Below are 19,092 nucleotides of genomic sequence, written 5' to 3' on the forward strand. Positions count from 1 at the left end.
TCGACCGGATCGACTTGAGACACCGGAGAGACCGGAGAGAAAGACAGGTACGACCATGGCGGTTTCAGAGAACGACCGCGTCGGCACCGTGGAGACCAGAGGCATCGAGCCGGTCCCGGACACCGAACGCCACGGCCACGCCGGACAGATGTTCTGGACCTGGTTCGCCGCGAACATCAGCATCCTCGGCCTGCCGCTCGGCGCGGCGCTCGTCAGCTTCCGCGGCCTGAACTTCTGGCAGGCGGCCATCGTGGCCGTGCTCGGCTCCTTCGGCTCCTTCGCCCTGGTGGGCGCACTCAGCATCGGCGGCAAGCGGGGCGGAGCGCCCGCGCTCACCCTCTCCCGGGCGGTGTTCGGGGTGCGGGGCAACGCGGGCCCCACGCTGGTCACCTGGCTGAGCCGGCTCGGCTGGGAGACCATCAACACCACCACGGCCGCGTTCGCCCTGCTGGCGCTGCTCGACGTCGCCTTCGGTATCAAGCGGAACACCGTGCTCACCGTGGTGTGTCTGCTGGTCTTCATCGGCTGCACCCTGCTGATCAGCGGTCTCGGGCACGCCACCATCATGTGGATCAACAAGTGGGCGACCTACGTCTTCGGCGTGCTCAACCTGATCGTGATCGCCTTCCTCGCGGCCACGGTGGACTGGAACAAGGTCTTCAGCGCGCCGGTGGGACCGGCGAGTTCGATGGTCGTGGGAATCGGCATGATCGCCGCGGGGACCGGCATCGGCTGGGCCAACGCGGGCGCCGACTACGCCCGTTACCTGCCCCGGAAGGTCCCCGGCGGAAGGCTGGTGGCCGCCTCGGCCTTCGGCGCCGGTATTCCGCTGGTCGTGCTGATCTCCCTGGGCTCGCTGCTCGCGGCGGGTGAGCCGGACCTCGCCTCCGCCTCCGACCCGGTGTCGGCGATCAACGCGATGCTGCCCTCATGGATGTCCATCCCGTACCTCATCGCCGCCTTCGGCGGGCTGCTGCTCTCCAACCACCTGTCCGTCTACTCGGCCGGACTCACCATGATCACCCTGGGCATACGGGTCCGGCGTACCCTCGCCGTCGGCCTGGACGTCGTCGTCACCTTCGCGGGCGGGATCTACTTCATCCTGATCGCCCAGGACTTCTACGGCCCGTTCATCACCTTCCTCACCCTCCTCGCCGTGCCGATCACCGCCTGGGTGGGCGTCTTCGCGGTGGACCTCATGGTTCGCCGGTCCTACGACAGCGAAGCCCTGATGAACGTCGGACGTTCCAGCCGCTACTGGTTCCGCGGCGGTTTCGCCTGGGCCGCGATGATCGCCTGGGCGGTGGCCATCGTGGTGGGCCTGCTGTTCACCGAGGCGAGCACCAGCGCGACCGACGTGTGGTTCTCCGGACCGCTCGCCCACAGCTGGATCGGGTCCAACGGGCTCGGATGGGTCGTGACCCTGACGCTCGCGGCCGGCGTCTACGCGCTGTTGCGCAGGCTGGACGGCACCGTCCGCCAGGAGGCGTCCGAACAACGTCCCCAGCAGCAGGTACTTCCCACTGCGGCCGCGCAGGAGACCTCATGAGCAGTCGGAACGCAGGCAGTTGGAACGTGAGCGGTCAGAACGTGAACGGTCAGAACGGCGTCGTCGGCGACGTCACGGGCGCCCGGCTGGTCCTGGCCGGCAACGCCATCGTCGATCTGGTGATGCGGGTGGCCGCACTGCCCGAACGCGGCGGCGACATCATCTCCAGCGACACCGCCCTCACCACGGGCGGCGGCTTCAACGTCCTTACCGCCGCCCGCCGTCTGGGCATGCCGGCCGTCTACGCGGGCGCCCATGGCACAGGGCCGTTCGGTGACCGGGTACGGACGGACCTCGCCCGGGAAGGCGTCGAGCTGGTGCTGTCTCCGGTCACGGAGACGGACACCGGATTCTGCGTCGCCCTCGTCGACGACGGTGGCGAGCGCACCTTCGCCACCAGCCTCGGGGCGGAGGCCCGGCTGACCGAGGCCGACGCCAAGGCCGTACTCGCCGCGCTGCGACCCGGCGACATGGTGCAGATCTCCGGATACGGGCTCGCCTACCCGGTCAACGGCCCGGTCCTGGCCTCACTCGTGGAGCGGCTGCCGGAGCACATCCAGGTCTTCCTCGATCCGGGTCCGCTGGTCGCCGAGATCCCCGAGGAGGTGCTGGAACCCGTCCTGGCGCGCTGCGACTGGATCAGCTGCAACCAGCGTGAAGGACGGTTGCTCACCGGACTGGCCGACGCCCGTGAAGCGGCGGTCGCGCTCGCCGCCCGGCTGGGTTCCGGCACCGGGGTGCTGCTGCGGGCCGACGCGGACGGCTGCTGGCTGGTCCCGCCCCGCGGCGAGGCCCAGCACCTCCCGGGCCGCCGGGTGACCGCGGTCGACAGCAACGGCGCCGGCGACGCCCACATGGGAGCCTTCCTGGCCCTCCTCGGCCACGGGCTGGACCCGGCCGCCGCCGCACAGGGCGCCAACGCCGCGGCGGCCTTCGCGGTCACCCGCCACGGCCCCGCCACCGCACCGACGCTCGCCGAGCTGCTCGACTTCCTCGGCCAGGATCCGTCAGCGGCACGGCTGGCGTCGGCGCTCCGGCGGTAGCCCGCCGGCGCGCCACGCACCAGGGCGGCGATCGGGGTACGGGGGAGAGGCCGGACGGCAGGTCCGCGAACGAGCGTGCCTACCAGTCCAGTCGGCGCACCGACCGGCGGATGACCAGCTGTGTGCCGAGTACGACGTGGTCGTCGGCGGGGGCCTGCGTGCGCGACAGGGCCATGCGTACGGCGGTGCGGCCGAGTTCCTCGTAGGGCACCCGGACCGTGGTGAGCGGCGGTGTCAGGTCAGTGGCGAAGGGCACGTCGTCGAAGCCCACCACGGACACGTCGCCCGGTACGTCGAGGCCGGTCTCGCGCAGCGCGGCGAGTGCGCCCAGCGCGACCACGTCGGAGGCGGCGAACACCGCGGTGAACTCCAGCCCGGCCCGCAACGCGTCCCGCGTGCGGACATAACCCGAGGCACGGGTGTACGTCCCCGCGGTGTCCAGCTCCTCGACATGGTCGACGCCGTGCGCGCGCAGCGCGTCCCGGTGCCCCGCCCTGCGCTCGTCCCCGCTGCTCAGCCCGGTCTCCCCGCCGAGGAACAGCACCCGCCGGTGCCCGGACGCGAGCAGGTGCGAGGTGGCCTGGAAGGCACCACCCCGGTTGTCGTAGTCCACGACGGTCACCGGCAGGTCGGGCGCCGGCGCCGGACGGCCGACCAGTACCAGGCGCGATCCCGCGGCGTTCAACGCCTCGGCGTATCCGATCATCCGCCGGTCGTACGCCTCGTCCGGCACCACACTGCCGACGAGGAGGACGGCGGCCGCGTGCTGCTCCCGCATGAGCTGGACCAGGTCGTCCTCGCGGGCCCGGTCGTCATGCGTGGCGCACACCAGACTCAGCCTGCCCCGGTCGGCGGCCTCCTGTTCCACTCCGGCGGCGACATGGGCGAGCGACGGGTTACTGGTCAGGGCGCATGGATGAGTGGTCGTCACCGCTTCCTGGTCAGCCACTCGGCGAGTACGGCGGCCTGGCTGTGGTCCACGTCCTTGGTGGCGGTCAGCAGCAGGAGCTTGTCCTGCGCGGCGAGATCACGCAGATGCTCCGCGGCCTGCCGATGCCCGGAATCCCGCAGTTCGGCAAAGTAGCGGCGGCGGAACTCGGTGAAGCGGCTCGGTTCATGGCTGTACCATTTGCGTAGTTCGGTCGACGGGGCGACGTCACGGAGCCACTCGTCCAGATGCGCGTCTTCCTTGCGCATGCCGCGTGGCCAGACCCGGTCGACGAGCACACGTTTACCGTCCTGAGGCGAGGTCTCCTCGTAGACTCTGCGATACGTGATCTGTTTGGCCATGAGAATGCCCTTCCAGATCGATCGGTCGGCTCGGCCTGAGCTGCTGGACGGCTCGGCCCTCCGCCGCGAAACGGAATCGGACTCAACCAGTTTATCGGGGACTTCTCGGGCGAGCCGACCGCTCCCGGAGTGGCCTCCACGAGTGCCCGTTACGGGCGGCATCGACAACGACCCCTTGCGGTGTCGAGGAGGTGCGACGGCATGCCCGGCAGACGTCCCCCGCCGGAGTCACGCGACTTTCCCGCGATGAACGCGGTCCGGGATCTGGACGCGGCGGTGACCGCATGCCGGGCCTGCCCGCGGCTGGTGGCCTGGCGGGAGGAGATCGCGCGCGTCAAGCGCCGGACCTTCAGGGACTGGGAGTACTGGGCCAGGCCGGTGCCCAGCTTCGGCCCGCCGGACGCTCCCCTTGCGATCATCGGGCTTGCGCCGGCCGCGCACGGCGGCAACCGCACCGGGCGCATCTTCACCGGCGACCCGGCCGGTGACGCGCTGTATGCCGCGCTGTACGACATCGGGCTGGCCTCCCAGCCGACCGCCACGCACCGCGGCGACGGGATGGAGCTGTACGGGGTGCGGATCACCGTGCCCGTGCACTGCGCGCCGCCCGCCAACCAGCCGACCACCACCGAGCGGGACACCTGCCGCCCCTGGCTCGCCCGTGAACTGGAGTTGTTGCGGCCCACCTTGCGGACGGTCCTGGTGCTCGGCGCCTTCGCGTGGCACGCGCTGTTGCCGGTGCTGGCGGAAGCGGGATGGCAAGTGCCCCGTCCGCGCCCGGTCTTCGGGCACGGTGCGCACGTAGTGATTGTCGGTCCCGGTGACGAGCGGCAATTGCACCTGCTGGGCTGCTACCACCCCAGCCAGCGCAACCTGTTCACCCGCACCCTCACCCCCACCATGCTCCGCGACGTACTGCGCCGCGGCGCCGACCTCGCCGGACTGCGGGACGGGCAGCGCCCCGGCCCGCCGCCCGGCTCCTGATGTGCGTCCGCCCGGCGGCCGACGGTCCTCGCACTCACCCTCACCTGCGCGCGGCCTGACCGATGCTGTACGTCGGCACCCTCGAACCCCAGCCGTCCCTCGTCCCACGGAGGCCGTGCATGCTGCTGCGCCAGCTGGAGTACCTCGTCGCACTCGCCCGCGAACGCCACTTCGCCCGCGCCGCAGCCGCCTGCTACGTCTCGCAGCCGTCGCTGTCCGCCGCGATACGCCGGCTCGAACACGAACTCGACGTGCCGATCGTGCGGCGGGGCAGACGCTACGAAGGGCTGACGCCCGAAGGTGAGGTGGTGCTGGCGTGGGCGCACCGGATCCTGGCCGAACGGGACGCGCTACGGCAGGAACTGTCGGCACTGCGCGGAGGGCTGACCGGTACGCTGCGACTCGGCGTCGTACCGACGGCGCTGCCGGTGGCCTCCCTGCTGACCACTCCGTTCTGCGAACGCCATCCGCGCGCCGGAGTGACCCTGGAGTCGCTGTCGTCGGCACAGATCACGCACGGACTGGCCGAGTTCGAACTGGACGCGGCGATGACCTACCTGGACGACGACACACTGCGCCAGGTCAGGCGCTTCCCGCTCTACGAGGAGCGGTACATGCTCCTCACTCCGGTCGACGGCCCGCTGGGCACGTCCGACACGGCCCGGTGGTCGCAGGCCGCTGCCCTGCCCCTGTGCCTTCTCTCCCCGAGGATGCGCAACCGGCGGATCATCGACGAGTGCTTCGCCGCCGACGGCGCCACCGCCGCCCCCGCGATCGAGACGGACAGCGTCGCCGGGCTCTACGCCCATCTGCCCGGTGGCCGCTGGTCCAGCGTCATCTCGCACGCGTGGCTCCACATGTTCGGGGTGCCGGAAGGCATGCGGGTGGTGCCGCTGACGGGGGCGGCGCACGGGCCGCGCGTCGGGCTGGTCGTGGCGCGCAGCGAACCCGAGTCGGTGCTCGCCGAGGCACTGGTGACGGTGGCGCGGGAGGCCGGCGTCCGGGACGCGCTGGACGAGCTGCTGCACTCCTACCTGGGCGGACGCAGCTGATAGAAGCGGGCTATGAGGGCATAGCAAGGATCGCTTTGACCAGCGCGAACGATGCCGTGGATCGTGAACTGCACCTTCCCGCAACGCCAGTTGAGGAGCCGCGACATGGCCAAGGTGCTCTGCGTCCTGTACGACGACCCCACCGACGGATACCCGACCACGTACGCCCGCGACGACCTCCCCACGATCGACCACTACCCCGGCGGCCAGACCACCCCCACCCCCGAGGCGATCGACTTCACCCCGGGCCACCTGCTCGGCAGCGTCTCCGGCGAACTCGGTCTGCGCGGCTTCCTGGAGAAGGCGGGCCACACCCTCGTCGTCACCTCCGACAAGGACGGCGACGGGTCGGTGTTCGACCGCGAACTGCCCGACGCGGACGTCGTGATCTCGCAGCCGTTCTGGCCGGCCTACCTCACCGCGGACCGTCTCGCCGCCGCGAAGAACCTCAAACTGGCCGTCACCGCGGGCATCGGCTCCGACCACGTCGACCTCGACGCCGCGATCGCGCACGGGGTGACGGTCGCGGAGGTGACGTACTGCAACAGCATCAGCGTCGCCGAGCACGTGGTGATGATGACGCTGTCCCTCGTGCGGAACTACCTGCCCTCCCACCAGGTGGTCCTGGGCGGCGGCTGGAACATCGCGGACTGTGTGGCCCGCTCGTACGACCTGGAGGGCATGCACGTCGGCACGGTCGCCGCCGGGCGGATCGGGTTGGCCGTACTGCGCCGCCTCGCCCCCTTCGACGTCAAGCTGCACTACACCGACCGGTACCGGCTTCCCGAGGACGTCGAGCGCGAGCTGGGGCTCGTCTTCCACGAGAGCGCGGCCGACATGGTGCCGCACTGCGACGTCGTCACGATCAATGCGCCGCTGCACCCCGAGACCGAGGGACTGTTCGGCGACGAGCTGCTGGCCACGATGAGGCGCGGCGCCTACCTCATCAACACCGCACGAGCGAAGATCGTCGACCGGGACGCCGTGGACCGCGCCCTGCGCAGCGGTCAGCTGGCGGGCTACGCCGGTGATGTCTGGTACCCGCAACCGGCCCCCGCCGACCACCCCTGGCGCACCATGCCGCACCACGGCATGACCCCGCACATCTCCGGCTCGTCCCTGTCCGCCCAGGCCCGCTACGCGGCCGGCACCCGCGAGATCCTGGAGTCCTGGCTGACCGGGCGTCCGATACGCGACGAGTACCTCATCGTCGACGGGGGAGCCCTGGCCGGAACAGGCGCCCACTCCTACTCGGTCAACAAGTGACCCACGGAGGCCGCCGCCCGCCCCGGCCCGGCTCGTCCCGCCCGCTCAGAAGCGGCCGATGCGCACGCTCGCAGACTTCACCTGGGCGGTGGCCTCCGTCCCTACCTGCCCATGCCGCTGCCGTGGTCCCTCAGGATCAGGGCGTGGTCCGGCACGGTGCCATTACCGCTCCGTCAGCCGGATCGCGGCGGCGGGGCAGACGGCCACGGCGTGGCGTACGTCGTCGAGCAGATCGTCGCCAGGGTGGTCGTTGAGCAGGATGGCGATGCCGTCCTCGTCCCGCTGGTCGAACACGTCGGGGGAGGCGATGACGCACTGCCCCGACGCGACGCACTTCGGTTCGTCCAGTTCCACACGCATGTCTGTCTCCTGTGTTCGTTGGTGCTTGTGTTCGTACGTGCTTTGGGTTTGTACGTGCTTTGGGTTCGTTCGCGGGGTGTTACCAGGTCACCGGCAGTTCGTAGACGCCGTAGACGAGGCCGTCGTCCTTGAAGGGGAGCTTCTGCAGGTCGGTGGCCAGGCGCAGGGTGGGAACCCGGTGGAAGAGCGTGCCGAAGACGACCTGGAGTTCCAGGCGTGCCACGGGCTGGCCGAGGCACTGGTGGATGCCGTAGCCGAAGGCCTGGTGGCGGCGGGCGTCGCGGTGGAGGTCGAGCCGGTCGGGGTCGGGGAAGTGGCCCTCTTCCCGGTTGGCGGTGTTGCTGGGCAGGACGAGGCCTTCTCCGGCACGGACGGTCTGCCCGCCGATCTCGATGTCCTCCAGGGCGATGCGGCGGTTGCCGAGGTGGATGATGGTCAGGTAGCGCAGGAGCTCGTCCACTGCGCGTGCGACGACTTGCGGGTCGTCGGTGTCGCGGATGATCGCGAGTTGGTCGGGGTGTTCGAGCAGGGCGACGGTGCCCAGCGCGATCATGTTGGCGGCGGTCTCGTGGCCGGCTCCGAGCAGCAGTAGCCCCATGGAGACGGCCTGGCGGCGAGTGAGTTCGCCCTCGCGGTAGCGGGCAGCGAGTTCGGAGAGCAGATCCTCGGTGGGGTTGCTGAGCCTCGTCTCGATCTGCTGGTCGAGGTACTCCAGCAGCGCGTGGTGGGCGGCCGCCACCTCTTCCTGGTCGGCGTCGTGGCGCATGCCCACTTCGCTCTTGCTCTGGAAGAACTCGTGGTCGTCGTAAGGGATTCCGAGCAGTTCGCAGACGACCAGGGAGGGCAGCGGCAGGGCCAGGGTACGGACGAGGTCGGCGGGCTTCGGGCCGGCCAGCATGGCGTCGATGAAGTCGTCGGTCATGCGCTGGACGGCGGGCCGCATGGCCTCGACCCGCTTGACGGTGAAGGCGCCGGAGATCATTCGGCGGATCCGCGCGTGCTCGGGATCGTCCAAGGTGAGGAAGGAGGGCTCACTGCCGCGCTCGGCGACCTCGCGGAAGGCGGGGTTCATGTAGGGGAATCCGGAGCGCCTCTGGTCGACACTGCAGCGCGGGTCGGCCAGCAGGGCTCGCTGGTCGTCGTACCGCGTGACGAGCCAGGGCGTGGACCCGTCCCAGATCCGGACCTTCGTCAGCGGCTGATCGGCACGCAGTTGCTCCTCGTGCAGCTGCCGCAGTCCGGGCGGCGGGGCGAACGGACACCCGGCCTCCCTCGGCATCGGGAAGTCCGGCACGGTCTTGTCCGGGGCACTGGCAAGGGCGTGGTTCATGTCACTCCTCATGGTGGGGGGAAGGGAGCCCTGTTCGGGAAATCGAGAGCTCCCGGTCAGTGGGCCGACAAGGAGCCGCCGGGTCACGGGCCGAACCGCTGGGCAGGTGGGACCGCCGGCCGACTCCGGTCAGGGGCGGGACGTGGACGTTGTGTCTACGCCTTCTGGACAGGCGTCCCGGCAGCCATTTCCGCGGGGGCTCGGAGCGCGGTGGCGCCTTCACGCTGCCGCGGGAGGAAGGAGGCGAGGAGCAGGGCGACGAGGGCGGCGCCGCAGCCGATGGCCATGATCACCTTGAAGGAGCCCTCGGAGGGCAGGGCGTGGCCGGCGAAGTCGGTGGTCATCTGGGCGAGGATGACGCCGGAGGCGGCGCTGGCGATGGAGGTGCCGATGGACCGCATGAGGGTGTTGAAGGCGTTGGCGGCGGCGGTCTCGGACACCGGGACCGCACCCATGATGAGCATGGGCAGGGCGCCGTAGGCGAAGCCGATGCCCGCGCCGATGATGCAGGAGACGAGGACCAGCTGCCAGATCTCGCTCATCATGACGATGTTGAGGGCGTAGCCGGCGGCGACGATGAGAGCGCCGATCATGAGCGTGAGCTTGGGGCCCCTGGTCTGGGAGATCTTCGAGGACAGGGGAGCCGCGACCATCACGATGAGGCCCTGGGGTGCCAGGACCAGGCCGACGGTGAGCAGGTCCTTGCCCAGGCCGTAGCCGGTCTGCCGGGGCAGTTGGAGGATCTGAGGGACGATCAGCTGCATCGCGAAGAGGGAGAAGCCGAAGGCCAGCCCCGCGAGGTTGGTGAAGAGGACCTGAGGGCGTGCGGTGGTGCGCAGGTCGACCAGCGGCTGGCTGGTGCGCAGTTCGAGGAAGCCCCAGACGACGAAGGCGACGGCGGCGGCGGTGAAGAGGCCGAGGGTGGTGCCGCTGGTCCAGCCCCAGTCGCCGCCCTTGGAGATGGCCAGCAGCAGGCAGACCAGGGCGCCCGCCAGACCGAGGCCGCCGATCAGGTCGAAGCGGCCGCCGGTGCGCACCTTGGACTCGGGCACGAGGGTGACCACGGTGACGAGAGCGAGGGCGCCCATGACGGCTGAGGCCCAGAACAGGACGTGCCAGTCGAAGTTGTCGGCGACGAAGGCGGCGATGGGCAGGCCGAGGGCGGCGCCGATGCCGAGGGAGGCGCTCATCAGTGCGGTGGACGCACCGAGCCGGTCGGTGGGCAGCTCGTCGCGCATGATGCTGAGCCCCAGGGGGATGACGCCGGCGGACAGGCCCTGTAGGAGGCGTCCGACGATCATCGGGGTGAGGGAGTCGCTGAGGGCGACGATGACCGAGCCGATCGTCAGCATGGCGAGACTGGTCAGGAGCATGCGGCGCTTGCCGTACATGTCGCCGAGCCGTCCGGCGATGGGGGTGGCGACGGCGGCGGCGAGCAGCGTCGCCGTGACGGTCCAGGCGGTGTCCGAGGGCGGGGCGTTCAGCAGCGTGGGCAGCTTCGGCACGATCGGGATCACCAGGGTCTGCATCAGTGAGACCACGATCCCGGCGAAGGCCAGCACTGCCACGATCATATTCGGATTCGGGGGCGCGGACTTTCTCGTGTCCGCGGGTCGGGTGGAGGTGTGGGACATGGCTGGTCTCCGTTTGAGCAGGTAGAGATGGGCAGCCCGCTAGCGTTAAATCAACGGGTTGATTTAAAATGTAGCCCCGGCGGGTGGCCGTGTTCAAGTCGGGCCGACGGAACCCACGGGAATCCACGTCGAGGTGTGGCGGAGGAGGATGGCCTGAGCCGGGCGATGTCATTGCGTACGCTTTCGTCGTTTGACCTCGCCGACCTGGTCGAGGGTCTGCGGAGGCCTGGGGGACGGGCCCCCGCGGGCTGATCCAATGTCCCGAAGTGGTGGTGGTGATGGCCGGCAGGACGAGGCGGGACGAGCAGGTCAGTGCGACGCGGGAGGCGCTCCTGAGTGCGGCGGAGCGGCTGTTCGCCGAGCACGGGGTGCATGCGGTCGCCAACCGCCAGATCAGCGAGGCCGCCGGACAGGGCAACAATGCCGCGGTCAGTTATCACTTCGGTACCAAGATCGACTTGGTGCGTGCCCTCGCTCGCCGGCATGCCGAGGGGATAGAGGCCGGCCGTCTGCGCATGCTGACCGACATCGGTGACTCCGCCGACCTGCGGGACTGGGTGGCCTGTGCGGTGCGCCCCGTCACCGAACATGTGGAGGCCCTGGGCGCCTCCAGCTGGTACGGCCGGTTCATTGCCCAGGTCACGGCCGATCCGGCCCTGCGGGCGGTCACGAGTGAGGAGTTCGCGGCCGCGTCCCCGTCGATGCAGAAGCTGCAGGACGGCATGAACCGTTGTCTGCCCGACCTGCCGGCGGAAGTGCACGCCGAGCGTTCCGCTATGACGCGTCACTTGATCACACAGATGGTCGCGGAACGGGAGCGCGCCCTTGCGGACAACACGCCGACGTCCAGGGCCAGTTGGCGTGATACGGCGAGCGGTCTGATTGATGCCGTTGTTGCCCTGTGGCAGGCGCCGGTCACGCGCGAGGGCTGACCGCCGGCCCGCCCGGCGCGCTTCTGTGTGCCCGGCGGGTTGTTTCTGGCGAAAACTTAAATCAACGGGTTGACTTAAGTTGTGGGCTGGTGGTTGCCTGGGCCTACGGAGACGTCGAGGCGGAGGAGATCGAGTGGCCCGCAGCGGCGACGCACCGGGCTTGTGCCGACCTCTGCCGGGCAGCCGTATGCCCCCGGCGCACGCGCCGGAACATGCCGAACGGGCGGGCGTGGAACCCACGTCCACGCCGACGCCGACCGCGCCGTTGCCGTGCGCCACAGTCGTGGTGAGCGAGCGGTCACCGGTCGGTGGAACGGCGATCTGCCGAGCAGAGCGGTCACGCCACGACCGGATCGTCGGGACCCATCGACGTGCAGGAACGCCGTGCCATTCCCGGGTGCCCCGCAAAGGTGCTCTCCCCGGCAGATCCGATGCGCCCCGGGTGCGAACGGATTCCTGTCACGCCCAATGAGCCGACCTGTTTCGGTCTGCGCGCCGCCATGGCCACGCACCACAACCGACTCGACGATCTCCCACTGGAAGATCCCCCCACAAGCGAGGAGCAAGCAGTGATCAGTGCAGTAGGCAAGCCGACCGGCGAGCCCTCCGCGGACGCTCCGGAGTACGACATCACCAGGTCCGCGCGGTGTCCGCTCGATCCGGCACCCGCGATGAGGGCACGCCAGGCGGAGGGCCCGCTCGTGCGGGTCCGGCTGTGGGACGGAACCGTCGCATGGCTGGTGACCGGTTGGGAGGAACACAGGGCGGTGCTGTCCGACCAGAGGGTCAGCGTCGATCCCATGCGTCCTGGTGCTCCGAAGCTCTCCCTCGGGGAGAAGGCGATGGCCGATGCCTTGCGGAAGCAGGGCAAGACCTCGATCGGCATGAGCTTCATCATGATGGACGATCCCGAACACGCCCGACTGCGCCGGATGGCGACGTCCGCGTTCACCATCAAGCGCGTCGAGGCGATCCGTCCGCCCACCCAGCGGGCCGTCGACGACCTGATCGACAAGATGCTCGACGGCCCCAAACCGGCCGATCTCGTCGAGGCGCTCGCGCTGCCACTGCCTTCGCTGGTGATCTCCGAGCTGCTCGGCGTCCCCTACGACGACCACGAGTTCTTCCAGAACAACAGCAAGGCCATCATCAACCGGGACACACCCGGCGAGGACCGGCTCGCAGCACGTCAGGAACTGCTCACCTACCTGGACGGCCTCCTGGGCGAGAAGCTCACCCATCCCGCCGAGGACCTGCTCTCCGGGCTCGCCGAGCGGGTCAAGGCCGGTGAGCTGACCCGGCAGGAAGCCACCGAGATGGGCGTGCTGATGCTGTTCGCCGGGCACGAGACCACCGCGAACATGATCACGCTGGGTACGCTGACCCTCCTCCAGCATCCCGACCAACTGGCGCTCCTGCGCGACAGCGACGACCCCAAGCTGGTCGCCTCCGCGGTCGACGAGCTGCTGCGCTGGATCACGATCACCCACGGCGGACTGCGCCGGGTGGCGCTGGAGGACATCGAGATCGCCGGCCAGGTCATCCGCGCCGGAGAAGGCATCATCCCGGTGAACGAAACCGCCAACCGGGACCCCTCCGTCTTCCCCGACCCCGACCGGCTGGACCTCATGCGTGACGCACGCCGTCATGTGACCTTCGGCTACGGGATTCACCAGTGCCTGGGGCAGCCGCTGGCCCGTATGGAGCTGCAGGTCGTCTATCCCGCCCTCCTGCGGCGGATCCCCACCCTGGCGCTCGCCGCGGATCTGGCGGAGATCCCGTTCAAGCACGACGGGTTCGTCTACGGCGCCTACGAACTGCCGGTCACCTGGTGAGGAACGCCATGCCCAGTGATGTGGTGATCGTAGGCGCCTCGGCGGCGGGACTGGCCACGGCCGAGGCTCTTCGCAACAAGGGATATGACGGGGCACTGACCCTGGTCGGAGACGAACTGCACCTTCCGTACGACTGGCCGCCGCTGTCGAAGCAGATCCTGTCCGGCGCCTGGGAGCCGGAGCGGGGACGCCTGCGCGACGAAGAGTCCATCGGCAAGCTCTGCGCGAACCTCCGACTCGGCCGCACAGCGGTCGGGCTGGACCTGGCCGAGCGCCGGGTACGGCTGGACGGCGGCGACCCGGTCGGCTTCGACGCCCTGGTCATCGCCACGGGCGTCACTCCGCGCCGGCTGCCCGGCGACGACCTCGCAGGCGTGCATGTCCTGCGCACGCTCGATGACGCCCTGGTCCTGCGCGCCCATCTGCTGGGCGGGCCGAAGGTCGTGGTGGTCGGCGCCGGATTCCTCGGGGCCGAAGTGGCAGCGGTGGCCCGGACCATGGGACTGGAGGTCACGCTGGTCGACCCGCTGCCGGTGCCCATGCAACGCCAGGTCGGAGAAAGCATCGGGGAACTGGTCAGGCAGATGCACAGCGATCACGGGGTCGCACTGCGCCTTGGGACAGGTGTGGCCCGGTTCGAGGAGTCCGCCGGCCGAGTGGTCGCCGTCGAACTGGCCGACGGCACCAAGCTCGACGCGGACGCGGTCGTGGTCGCCGTGGGGTCCACACCGGCGACGGACTGGCTGACCGGCTCCGGCCTGCCGCTCGGCAACGGTGGTGGTGCGTCAACACGATGTCCCAGCACTGCGAGCGAAAGGCGAACCGGTTCCTACCCCGGTTCGACCTGCCCAACAGGAAGAAGGCGTCGGCGCTCTGCGGCTGCGGATCGTTCGCCGAGGCCATGGTCGTGGATGAGGCGACCGTCGTCGCCGTACGGACCGACCTGCCCGACGAACAACTCGCCCTGCTGGGCTGCGGCGTGACGACCGGCCTCGGCGCCGCCCTCAACACCGCCGCGGTCCAGCCCGGATCGAGCGTGGCCGTCATCGGCTGCGGCGGCGTGGGCCAGTCCGTCATCCAGGGGGCACGCATTGCCGGCGCGTCCACCATCATCGCCGTCGACCTGTCGCCCGGCCGCCGCGAGGCGAGCCTGCGGGTGGGCGCCACCCACGCCGTCGACCCGGCAGAGGGTGACCCGGTCGGGCAGGTCCGCGCCCTCACCGGCGGGCGCGGCGCCGACCACTCCTTCGAGGCGGTCGGACTGCCCCAACTCCTGGTGCAGGCCTTCGACATGGCCCGGCTGGAGGGCACGGTGACCTTCATCGGGATGCCCCCTGCGCGGGACGCCATGCTCACCCTCCCGGCGGTGTCCGCCATCTTCACCGGCAAGCGCATCCAGGGCTCCGTCGTGGGTGGGTCCCAGATCCTGCGGGACTTCCCCCGCTACATCCGGCTGGCGGAGACCGGGCAACTGGACCTCGACGCGATGGTTTCCCGGCGCATCACCCTCGACGAGGTCAACGAGGGCATCGAGTCGCTTGAGCGAGGGGGGGGAGGGCGTCCGCACGGTGATCGTGTAGGCACGGGCCGCCGCCGGTCCGACAAGTCAGCCCTCCCCTCCGACAGTTACTGGAGCCCACGCGATGAGCACAGCCGCAGTGAACGAGTCCGGCACGGCAGACACACCGTCCAAAGCCAAGCGCCAGGTGCTCGTGGCCCTCAGCGGCTTGCTCATCGCGCTCTTCGTCTCGACGCTCAGCAGCACCGTGGTCTCCAGCGCACTTCCGAAGATGGTGGGCGCGCTGAACGGCTCGCAGACGCAGTACACCTGGATCGTCACCGCGACCCTGCTCAGCACGACCGCCACCACCCCGATCTGGGGCAAGCTGGCCGACCTGTTCAGCAAGAAGACGCTCGTGCAGATCGCCATCACCGTCTTCATCCTGGGCTCGGTGGCTGCGGGGCTCAGCCAGTCCCCGGGGCAGCTCATCGCCGCGCGCGCCGTCCAGGGCATAGGCGTGGGCGGCGCGCAGTCCCTGGTCCAGATCGCCATCGCGGCGATGATCCCGCCGCGCGAACGCGGCCGGTACAGCGGCTACCTCAGCAGCGTCACCGCCCTGTCCACCATCGGGGGTCCGCTGCTCGGCGGGTTCATCGTCGACACCTCATGGCTGGGCTGGCGGTGGTGCTTCCTCATCAGCATCCCGGTCGCCGTCGCCGCGCTGATCCTGCTCCAGCGGACGCTGCGCCTCCCGGTAGTCCGCCGCGACAACGTGAAGATCGACTACCTGGGCGCGACCCTGATCACCTCGGGAATCAGCATCCTGCTCGTCTGGATCTCGTTCGTCGACGGTTCGTTCGCCTGGGCGTCCTGGCAGACCGCCGCCATGGTCGGCGCCGCAGTGGTCCTGCTGTCCGTCGCCCTGTGGGTCGAGACGCGCGCCGCCGAGCCCATAGTGCCGCTGCACATCATCAAGCAGCGAACGACTGTGCTGGCGATCCTCGGAAGCCTCGCCGCCGGTACGGCCATGTTCTCGGCCTCGGTCTATCTCAGCCAGTACTTCCAGGTCAGCCGCGGTTACTCGGCCACCCAGGCGGGGCTGCTGACCATTCCGATGATGGGCGGCCTGCTGGTCTCCTCCATTCTGGCGGGCCGGCTGCTCAGCAGGACCGGGAAGCTCAAGCCCTTCGTCACCGCCGGCACCATCCTGCTCACGGCCGGATTCGCCGGACTCGGCACCATCGACCACAGGACGTCCCTGGTCTTCATGAGCGTCGCGATGTTGTGCATCGGCACCGGCGTCGGTATGACACTCCAGAACTTCATCCTCGTCGTGCAGAACTCCGTCCCACTGAAGGACATCGGCACGGCCAGTTCCACGGTCACCTTCTTCCGCTCCCTGGGCGGTACGTGTGGGGTCACCGTTCTCGGCGCCGTGCTGACTCGTCAGGTCACCGAGCGGATGTCGCAGGATCACGAGAGCGCCGGCGTCGCCTACGGCGCAGCCACCGGCAACATTTTCCTGATCGCCGCCTCCGTGGCCGCCCTCGGCATCGTCGCGGCGGTCCTGCTGAGGCCGGTCGTCCTGCGAACGAGTCTCGACACTTCCGAAGCCACCTCGTCAGCCACTTCATCAGCCACCTCGTCAGCCGCCGTAGAAGCGGTCGATGGCGCTCCCCACGCCGAGCGAACGGCCACCGCACCCGAACCGAACGAAGCGGGCCCCGCGCGCGACGAGGTGAGGTCAGATCCGAAGCGGTGAGGCGCTGGCGACACGGTGCCCGCGATGAGTTTCCTGCCCGGCGCCGGTCTACGTGTAGGGAGGCGAGCAGCACAGGCTCGTCCCTCGCGTTCCGGCGCGACAAGGGCAGTGAAAGGAACCGCGATCGGTATGTCCGACGACACTGAGCAGATCCGCGACCTGATCGAGCGGTGGGCGGCGGCCGTGCATCAGGGCGCCCTGAACGTGGTCGCGGCCGACCACGCCGACGACATCGTGATGTTCGATGTGCCGCCGCCGTACGAGGGCGTGCGGGGCCTTGATGCGTATCGGGAGGTCTGGCCGCCGTTCTTCACCTGGCAGGCGCAAGGCGCCTGCTTCGAGATCGAGGAGCTTGAGGTCACGGCGGGCGAGGACGTCGCCTTCGCCTACGCACTGCTGCGCTGCGGCACCGAGGAGGAACTTGCCGATCAGCCGGAGCTCCGGATGCGGCTCACGTTGGGACTGCGCAAGGAGGGGGGACGCTGGGTGGTGGCGCACGAGCACCACTCCTTCCCCGACCTCCACGGCCCGGACGAACAGGCCCAGGCCGAGCACGAGGTGCGTGCGGTGCACCGGCACTGGTTCGACCGCACCGCCGCGAAGGACCTGGACGGGCTGATGGCCCATATCGCTGAGGACATCGTCTCCTACGAGCACGACGCGCCCCTGCAGTACATCGGCCGGGACCGGGTGCGTGAGGTCTGCCGCGCGGGACTGGACTCGGCGCCAGGTGGCGTGACCTGGGACGTGCCCGAGATGAAGGTGCTGATCCGCGACGATCTCGCGGTTGTCTGGGGTCTGAACCACATGACCGGCGAGATGGACGACGGGACAACCGACAGCACCTGGTCACGGGGCACCCGGGTACTCCAGCGGCGCGGCGGCGAATGGCAAATGATCCACCAGCATGTCTCCTACCCCTACGACCCGGAAACCGGCGAGACGAAGACCGACCTGTGCCCCTGACGCATGAGCGCCGGCTGACACGACCGGTATCCGTGGAAACACTGCCGAGGGAACTGCATGTTGGTGCTCAGCAGTCGAGACGGCTGGTCACTCTGGTGCGTCAAGCGCAGAACGGTGGCGGCGACGATGGCTGCTTGCGGTCCTGCCGACAGCGATTGGCCCGGGAATGGTCCGGCGCGCGGCTGCGGACCACCGGAGAGGAAGAGACCACACCGCCCCGCGAGGCCGGTCTCTTCCTTTCCTTCCTCGCGCCAGACGGGCTCAGCCGTTGGGATACAGCTCGGCGATCAGCTGCGTCCGCTTCATGGTCCACTGCGCCGACATGTCGTGCACCAGGTACAGATCGCGGCGCCGGGTCCAAGGCTGCCCGGACTCGGGGTCGTAGGTGTCCGGCATGGTGAAGCCTTCCGGAGCGAAGGCGGTCATGCCCCGGCCCTTGGTGGTGAGCACGCAACGCTTGATGTGGTCCCGCCAGCCGACCACGCCGGCCGTCCCGATCCCGCCAGACGCGGCCTTGCGCAGCTCGGCCACCTGGGCGGCGACGCCATCGGTACTCAGATAGGTGATCGTGCCGTCGGCAGCGATCACCGGCTCGATCGCGGTCACCTGGTCCAGCCCGTGCTTGGTGGTGAGGAAGTGCGCGATCTCCCACTGGGCGTAGACCGGCAGAGTGCGCACCGCCCTGATCTCGGCGACGACGTCCGCGAGTTGCTCGTTCATCGGCCCCGGTTCGGCAAGCACCCTGGTCGGGTCGCCGCCGTTGGCCGGCGGCCGGTTGCCGAAGGAGTAGGCGACGATGAAGTCCAGTTGGTCCACCGGCGCGGTGGCCGGGGCCCAGTCGAATCCGATGTCAAGGATCCAGGGGACCACGGTCCGGGCCGTGTCGGTGTCCTGGAGCACCGCCGCCAGCACCTTCAGCATCTCGCGCTGAAGGTGCGCGTCTGCCTGGGGGCTCACCTGGTGCCCGGAACGGCCCGGCGCGGCGCCGATCAGCAGGGGAGCTGCGGCGGCAGCGGACAGTGCGGCGGCGAAGGCGCGTCGTTCCATAAGGCGGTCTCTCTTGCTGGTGCGGGTGTCATGCGAACAGCCTGATCCTGAGCAGACGACGTGGCCCGTCAGCCAAGGGAGAGGGGCGAGACGATGAAGTCCAGGATTGCCGCCGCACCACGGGTACACATCGGCCAGGTCTGCGTCATGCGTCCAGCAGTTGTGCCGAAGCCGGATCTCAACCTCATCGTCGTCGGCGCCGACGTGCTGGATGTGCTGGCTTGGTGGGAATGGCCGCACCTTTCAGGCCCGCGCGGCGCCGCGAGTTCGACCATCGGCCCCGTCCGCTTCCGGATGACCGGTCGATGACCGTCGTCGCCTTGACCTCCGCGACTCGATCGTGCGGCAGGTGTTCTCCATCGGGATGCAGGCCGAGTCGACGGTCATGCTGGGAAGCCGTGCCGATAGCGCACCGGCCGAAAGTGTGCCACTCTTCGCCGACGAGGTCGAAGTGTTCGAAGTGACGAGCTCCGGCCGACGGCATCGAACCAGCTGGGGCGGCGGTGACCATCCACGCCGTCGTCAGGTGGGCGCGCTGAGG

Annotated in this window: 16 protein-coding genes and 3 pseudogenes; 13 read left to right on the forward strand and 6 right to left on the reverse strand. The window is 69.5% G+C overall.

From position 1 onward, the window contains the following. Nucleotides 1-55 precede the first annotated feature (55 nt). Both E0500_RS26855 and E0500_RS26860 read left to right on the forward strand, forming a co-directional pair. On the forward strand, nt 56-1,549 hold the full coding sequence (locus E0500_RS26855) for a cytosine permease (protein WP_131557620.1): 1,494 nt from the start codon (nt 56-58) through the stop codon (nt 1,547-1,549). Continuing rightward, nucleotides 1,546-2,592 carry a PfkB family carbohydrate kinase gene (locus tag E0500_RS26860; protein WP_131557618.1) on the forward strand — a complete coding sequence of 349 codons (1,047 nt, stop codon included), beginning with the start codon at nt 1,546-1,548 and terminating at the stop codon, nt 2,590-2,592. Before E0500_RS26855 ends, E0500_RS26860 begins: the two co-directional genes overlap by 4 nt. 79 nt (nt 2,593-2,671) lie before the next feature. On the opposite strand, the gene E0500_RS26865 is transcribed toward E0500_RS26860, so the two are convergent. After that, entirely contained in the window at nt 2,672-3,541 is an 870-nt protein-coding gene (locus E0500_RS26865) for a substrate-binding domain-containing protein (RefSeq protein WP_131557616.1), read from the reverse strand. Beyond that, entirely contained in the window at nt 3,520-3,882 is a 363-nt protein-coding gene (locus E0500_RS26870) for a DUF488 domain-containing protein (RefSeq protein ID WP_131557614.1), read from the reverse strand. The genes E0500_RS26865 and E0500_RS26870 overlap by 22 nt, the downstream gene beginning before the upstream one ends. A 201-nt stretch (nt 3,883-4,083) precedes the next feature. On the opposite strand from E0500_RS26870, the gene E0500_RS26875 reads away from it, so the two are divergent. From E0500_RS26875 to E0500_RS26885, 3 genes are all read left to right on the forward strand, one after another. Then, nucleotides 4,084-4,866, forward strand: a complete 783-nt coding sequence (locus tag E0500_RS26875; protein ID WP_131557612.1) for a uracil-DNA glycosylase — start codon at nt 4,084-4,086, stop codon at nt 4,864-4,866. A 119-nt stretch (nt 4,867-4,985) separates the two neighbouring features. Continuing rightward, a complete protein-coding gene (locus E0500_RS26880) occupies nt 4,986-5,918 on the forward strand; it encodes a LysR family transcriptional regulator (protein WP_131557610.1) in 933 nt (310 codons plus the stop codon). Nucleotides 5,919-6,023: 105 nt separating this feature from the next. After that, entirely contained in the window at nt 6,024-7,184 is a 1,161-nt protein-coding gene (locus E0500_RS26885) for an NAD-dependent formate dehydrogenase (protein ID WP_131557608.1), read from the forward strand. Nucleotides 7,185-7,346: 162 nt separating this feature from the next. Here the strand turns inward: E0500_RS26885 and E0500_RS26890 are convergent, their stop codons facing one another. The 3 genes from E0500_RS26890 to E0500_RS26900 all read right to left on the reverse strand — a co-directional run bounded on the left by E0500_RS26890 (nt 7,347) and on the right by E0500_RS26900 (nt 10,508). Then, the gene (locus E0500_RS26890; RefSeq protein WP_131557606.1) at nt 7,347-7,544 is read right to left on the reverse strand and encodes a ferredoxin; all 198 of its coding nucleotides are present in this window, start codon (nt 7,542-7,544) and stop codon (nt 7,347-7,349) included. Nucleotides 7,545-7,623: 79 nt separating this feature from the next. After that, complete coding sequence (locus E0500_RS26895) at nt 7,624-8,874, reverse strand: cytochrome P450 (RefSeq protein ID WP_131557604.1); 1,251 nt, start codon at nt 8,872-8,874, stop codon at nt 7,624-7,626. A gap of 155 nt (nt 8,875-9,029) precedes the next feature. Beyond that, nucleotides 9,030-10,508, reverse strand: a complete 1,479-nt coding sequence (locus tag E0500_RS26900; protein WP_131557602.1) for an MFS transporter — start codon at nt 10,506-10,508, stop codon at nt 9,030-9,032. Nucleotides 10,509-10,786: 278 nt separating this feature from the next. Between E0500_RS26900 and E0500_RS26905 the strand changes: the two genes are divergently transcribed. The 7 genes and pseudogenes from E0500_RS26905 to E0500_RS45085 all read left to right on the forward strand — a co-directional run. Further along, nucleotides 10,787-11,440: a TetR/AcrR family transcriptional regulator gene (locus E0500_RS26905; protein WP_131557812.1), complete on the forward strand. Its 654-nt coding sequence runs from the start codon at nt 10,787-10,789 to the stop codon at nt 11,438-11,440. A gap of 569 nt (nt 11,441-12,009) precedes the next feature. Then, nucleotides 12,010-13,275, forward strand: a complete 1,266-nt coding sequence (locus E0500_RS26910; RefSeq protein ID WP_399119929.1) for a cytochrome P450 — start codon at nt 12,010-12,012, stop codon at nt 13,273-13,275. Between the two features lie 8 nt (nt 13,276-13,283). After that, the gene (locus tag E0500_RS26915) at nt 13,284-14,258 is read left to right on the forward strand and encodes an NAD(P)/FAD-dependent oxidoreductase (RefSeq protein WP_258572941.1); all 975 of its coding nucleotides are present in this window, start codon (nt 13,284-13,286) and stop codon (nt 14,256-14,258) included. Next, nucleotides 14,177-14,722, forward strand: a pseudogene (locus E0500_RS45530) (zinc-binding dehydrogenase); the annotation flags it as partial. The gene E0500_RS26915 and the pseudogene E0500_RS45530, both read left to right, overlap by 82 nt. 196 nt (nt 14,723-14,918) lie before the next feature. Further along, nucleotides 14,919-16,538, forward strand: coding sequence for an MFS transporter (locus tag E0500_RS26925; protein ID WP_131557598.1), 1,620 nt, complete (start codon nt 14,919-14,921; stop codon nt 16,536-16,538). A 129-nt stretch (nt 16,539-16,667) separates the two neighbouring features. Then, nucleotides 16,668-17,060, forward strand: a pseudogene (locus E0500_RS45080) (YybH family protein); the annotation flags it as partial. Nucleotides 17,061-17,147: 87 nt separating this feature from the next. Beyond that, nucleotides 17,148-17,504 (forward strand): annotated as a pseudogene (locus tag E0500_RS45085) (YybH family protein); the annotation flags it as partial. Nucleotides 17,505-17,765: 261 nt separating this feature from the next. On the opposite strand, the gene E0500_RS26935 reads toward E0500_RS45085, so the two are convergent. After that, a complete protein-coding gene (locus E0500_RS26935) occupies nt 17,766-18,551 on the reverse strand; it encodes a hypothetical protein (RefSeq protein ID WP_131557594.1) in 786 nt (261 codons plus the stop codon). A 93-nt stretch (nt 18,552-18,644) separates the two neighbouring features. Here E0500_RS26935 and E0500_RS26940 point away from each other — a divergent pair, with 93 nt between their 5' ends. Continuing rightward, complete coding sequence (locus E0500_RS26940) at nt 18,645-18,860, forward strand: hypothetical protein (RefSeq protein WP_131557592.1); 216 nt, start codon at nt 18,645-18,647, stop codon at nt 18,858-18,860. The last annotated feature ends 232 nt before the right edge of the window (nt 18,861-19,092 follow it).

This window comes from Streptomyces sp. KM273126 (genome assembly GCF_004337435.2).
GTDB lineage: Bacteria > Actinomycetota > Actinomycetes > Streptomycetales > Streptomycetaceae > Streptomyces > Streptomyces acidicola.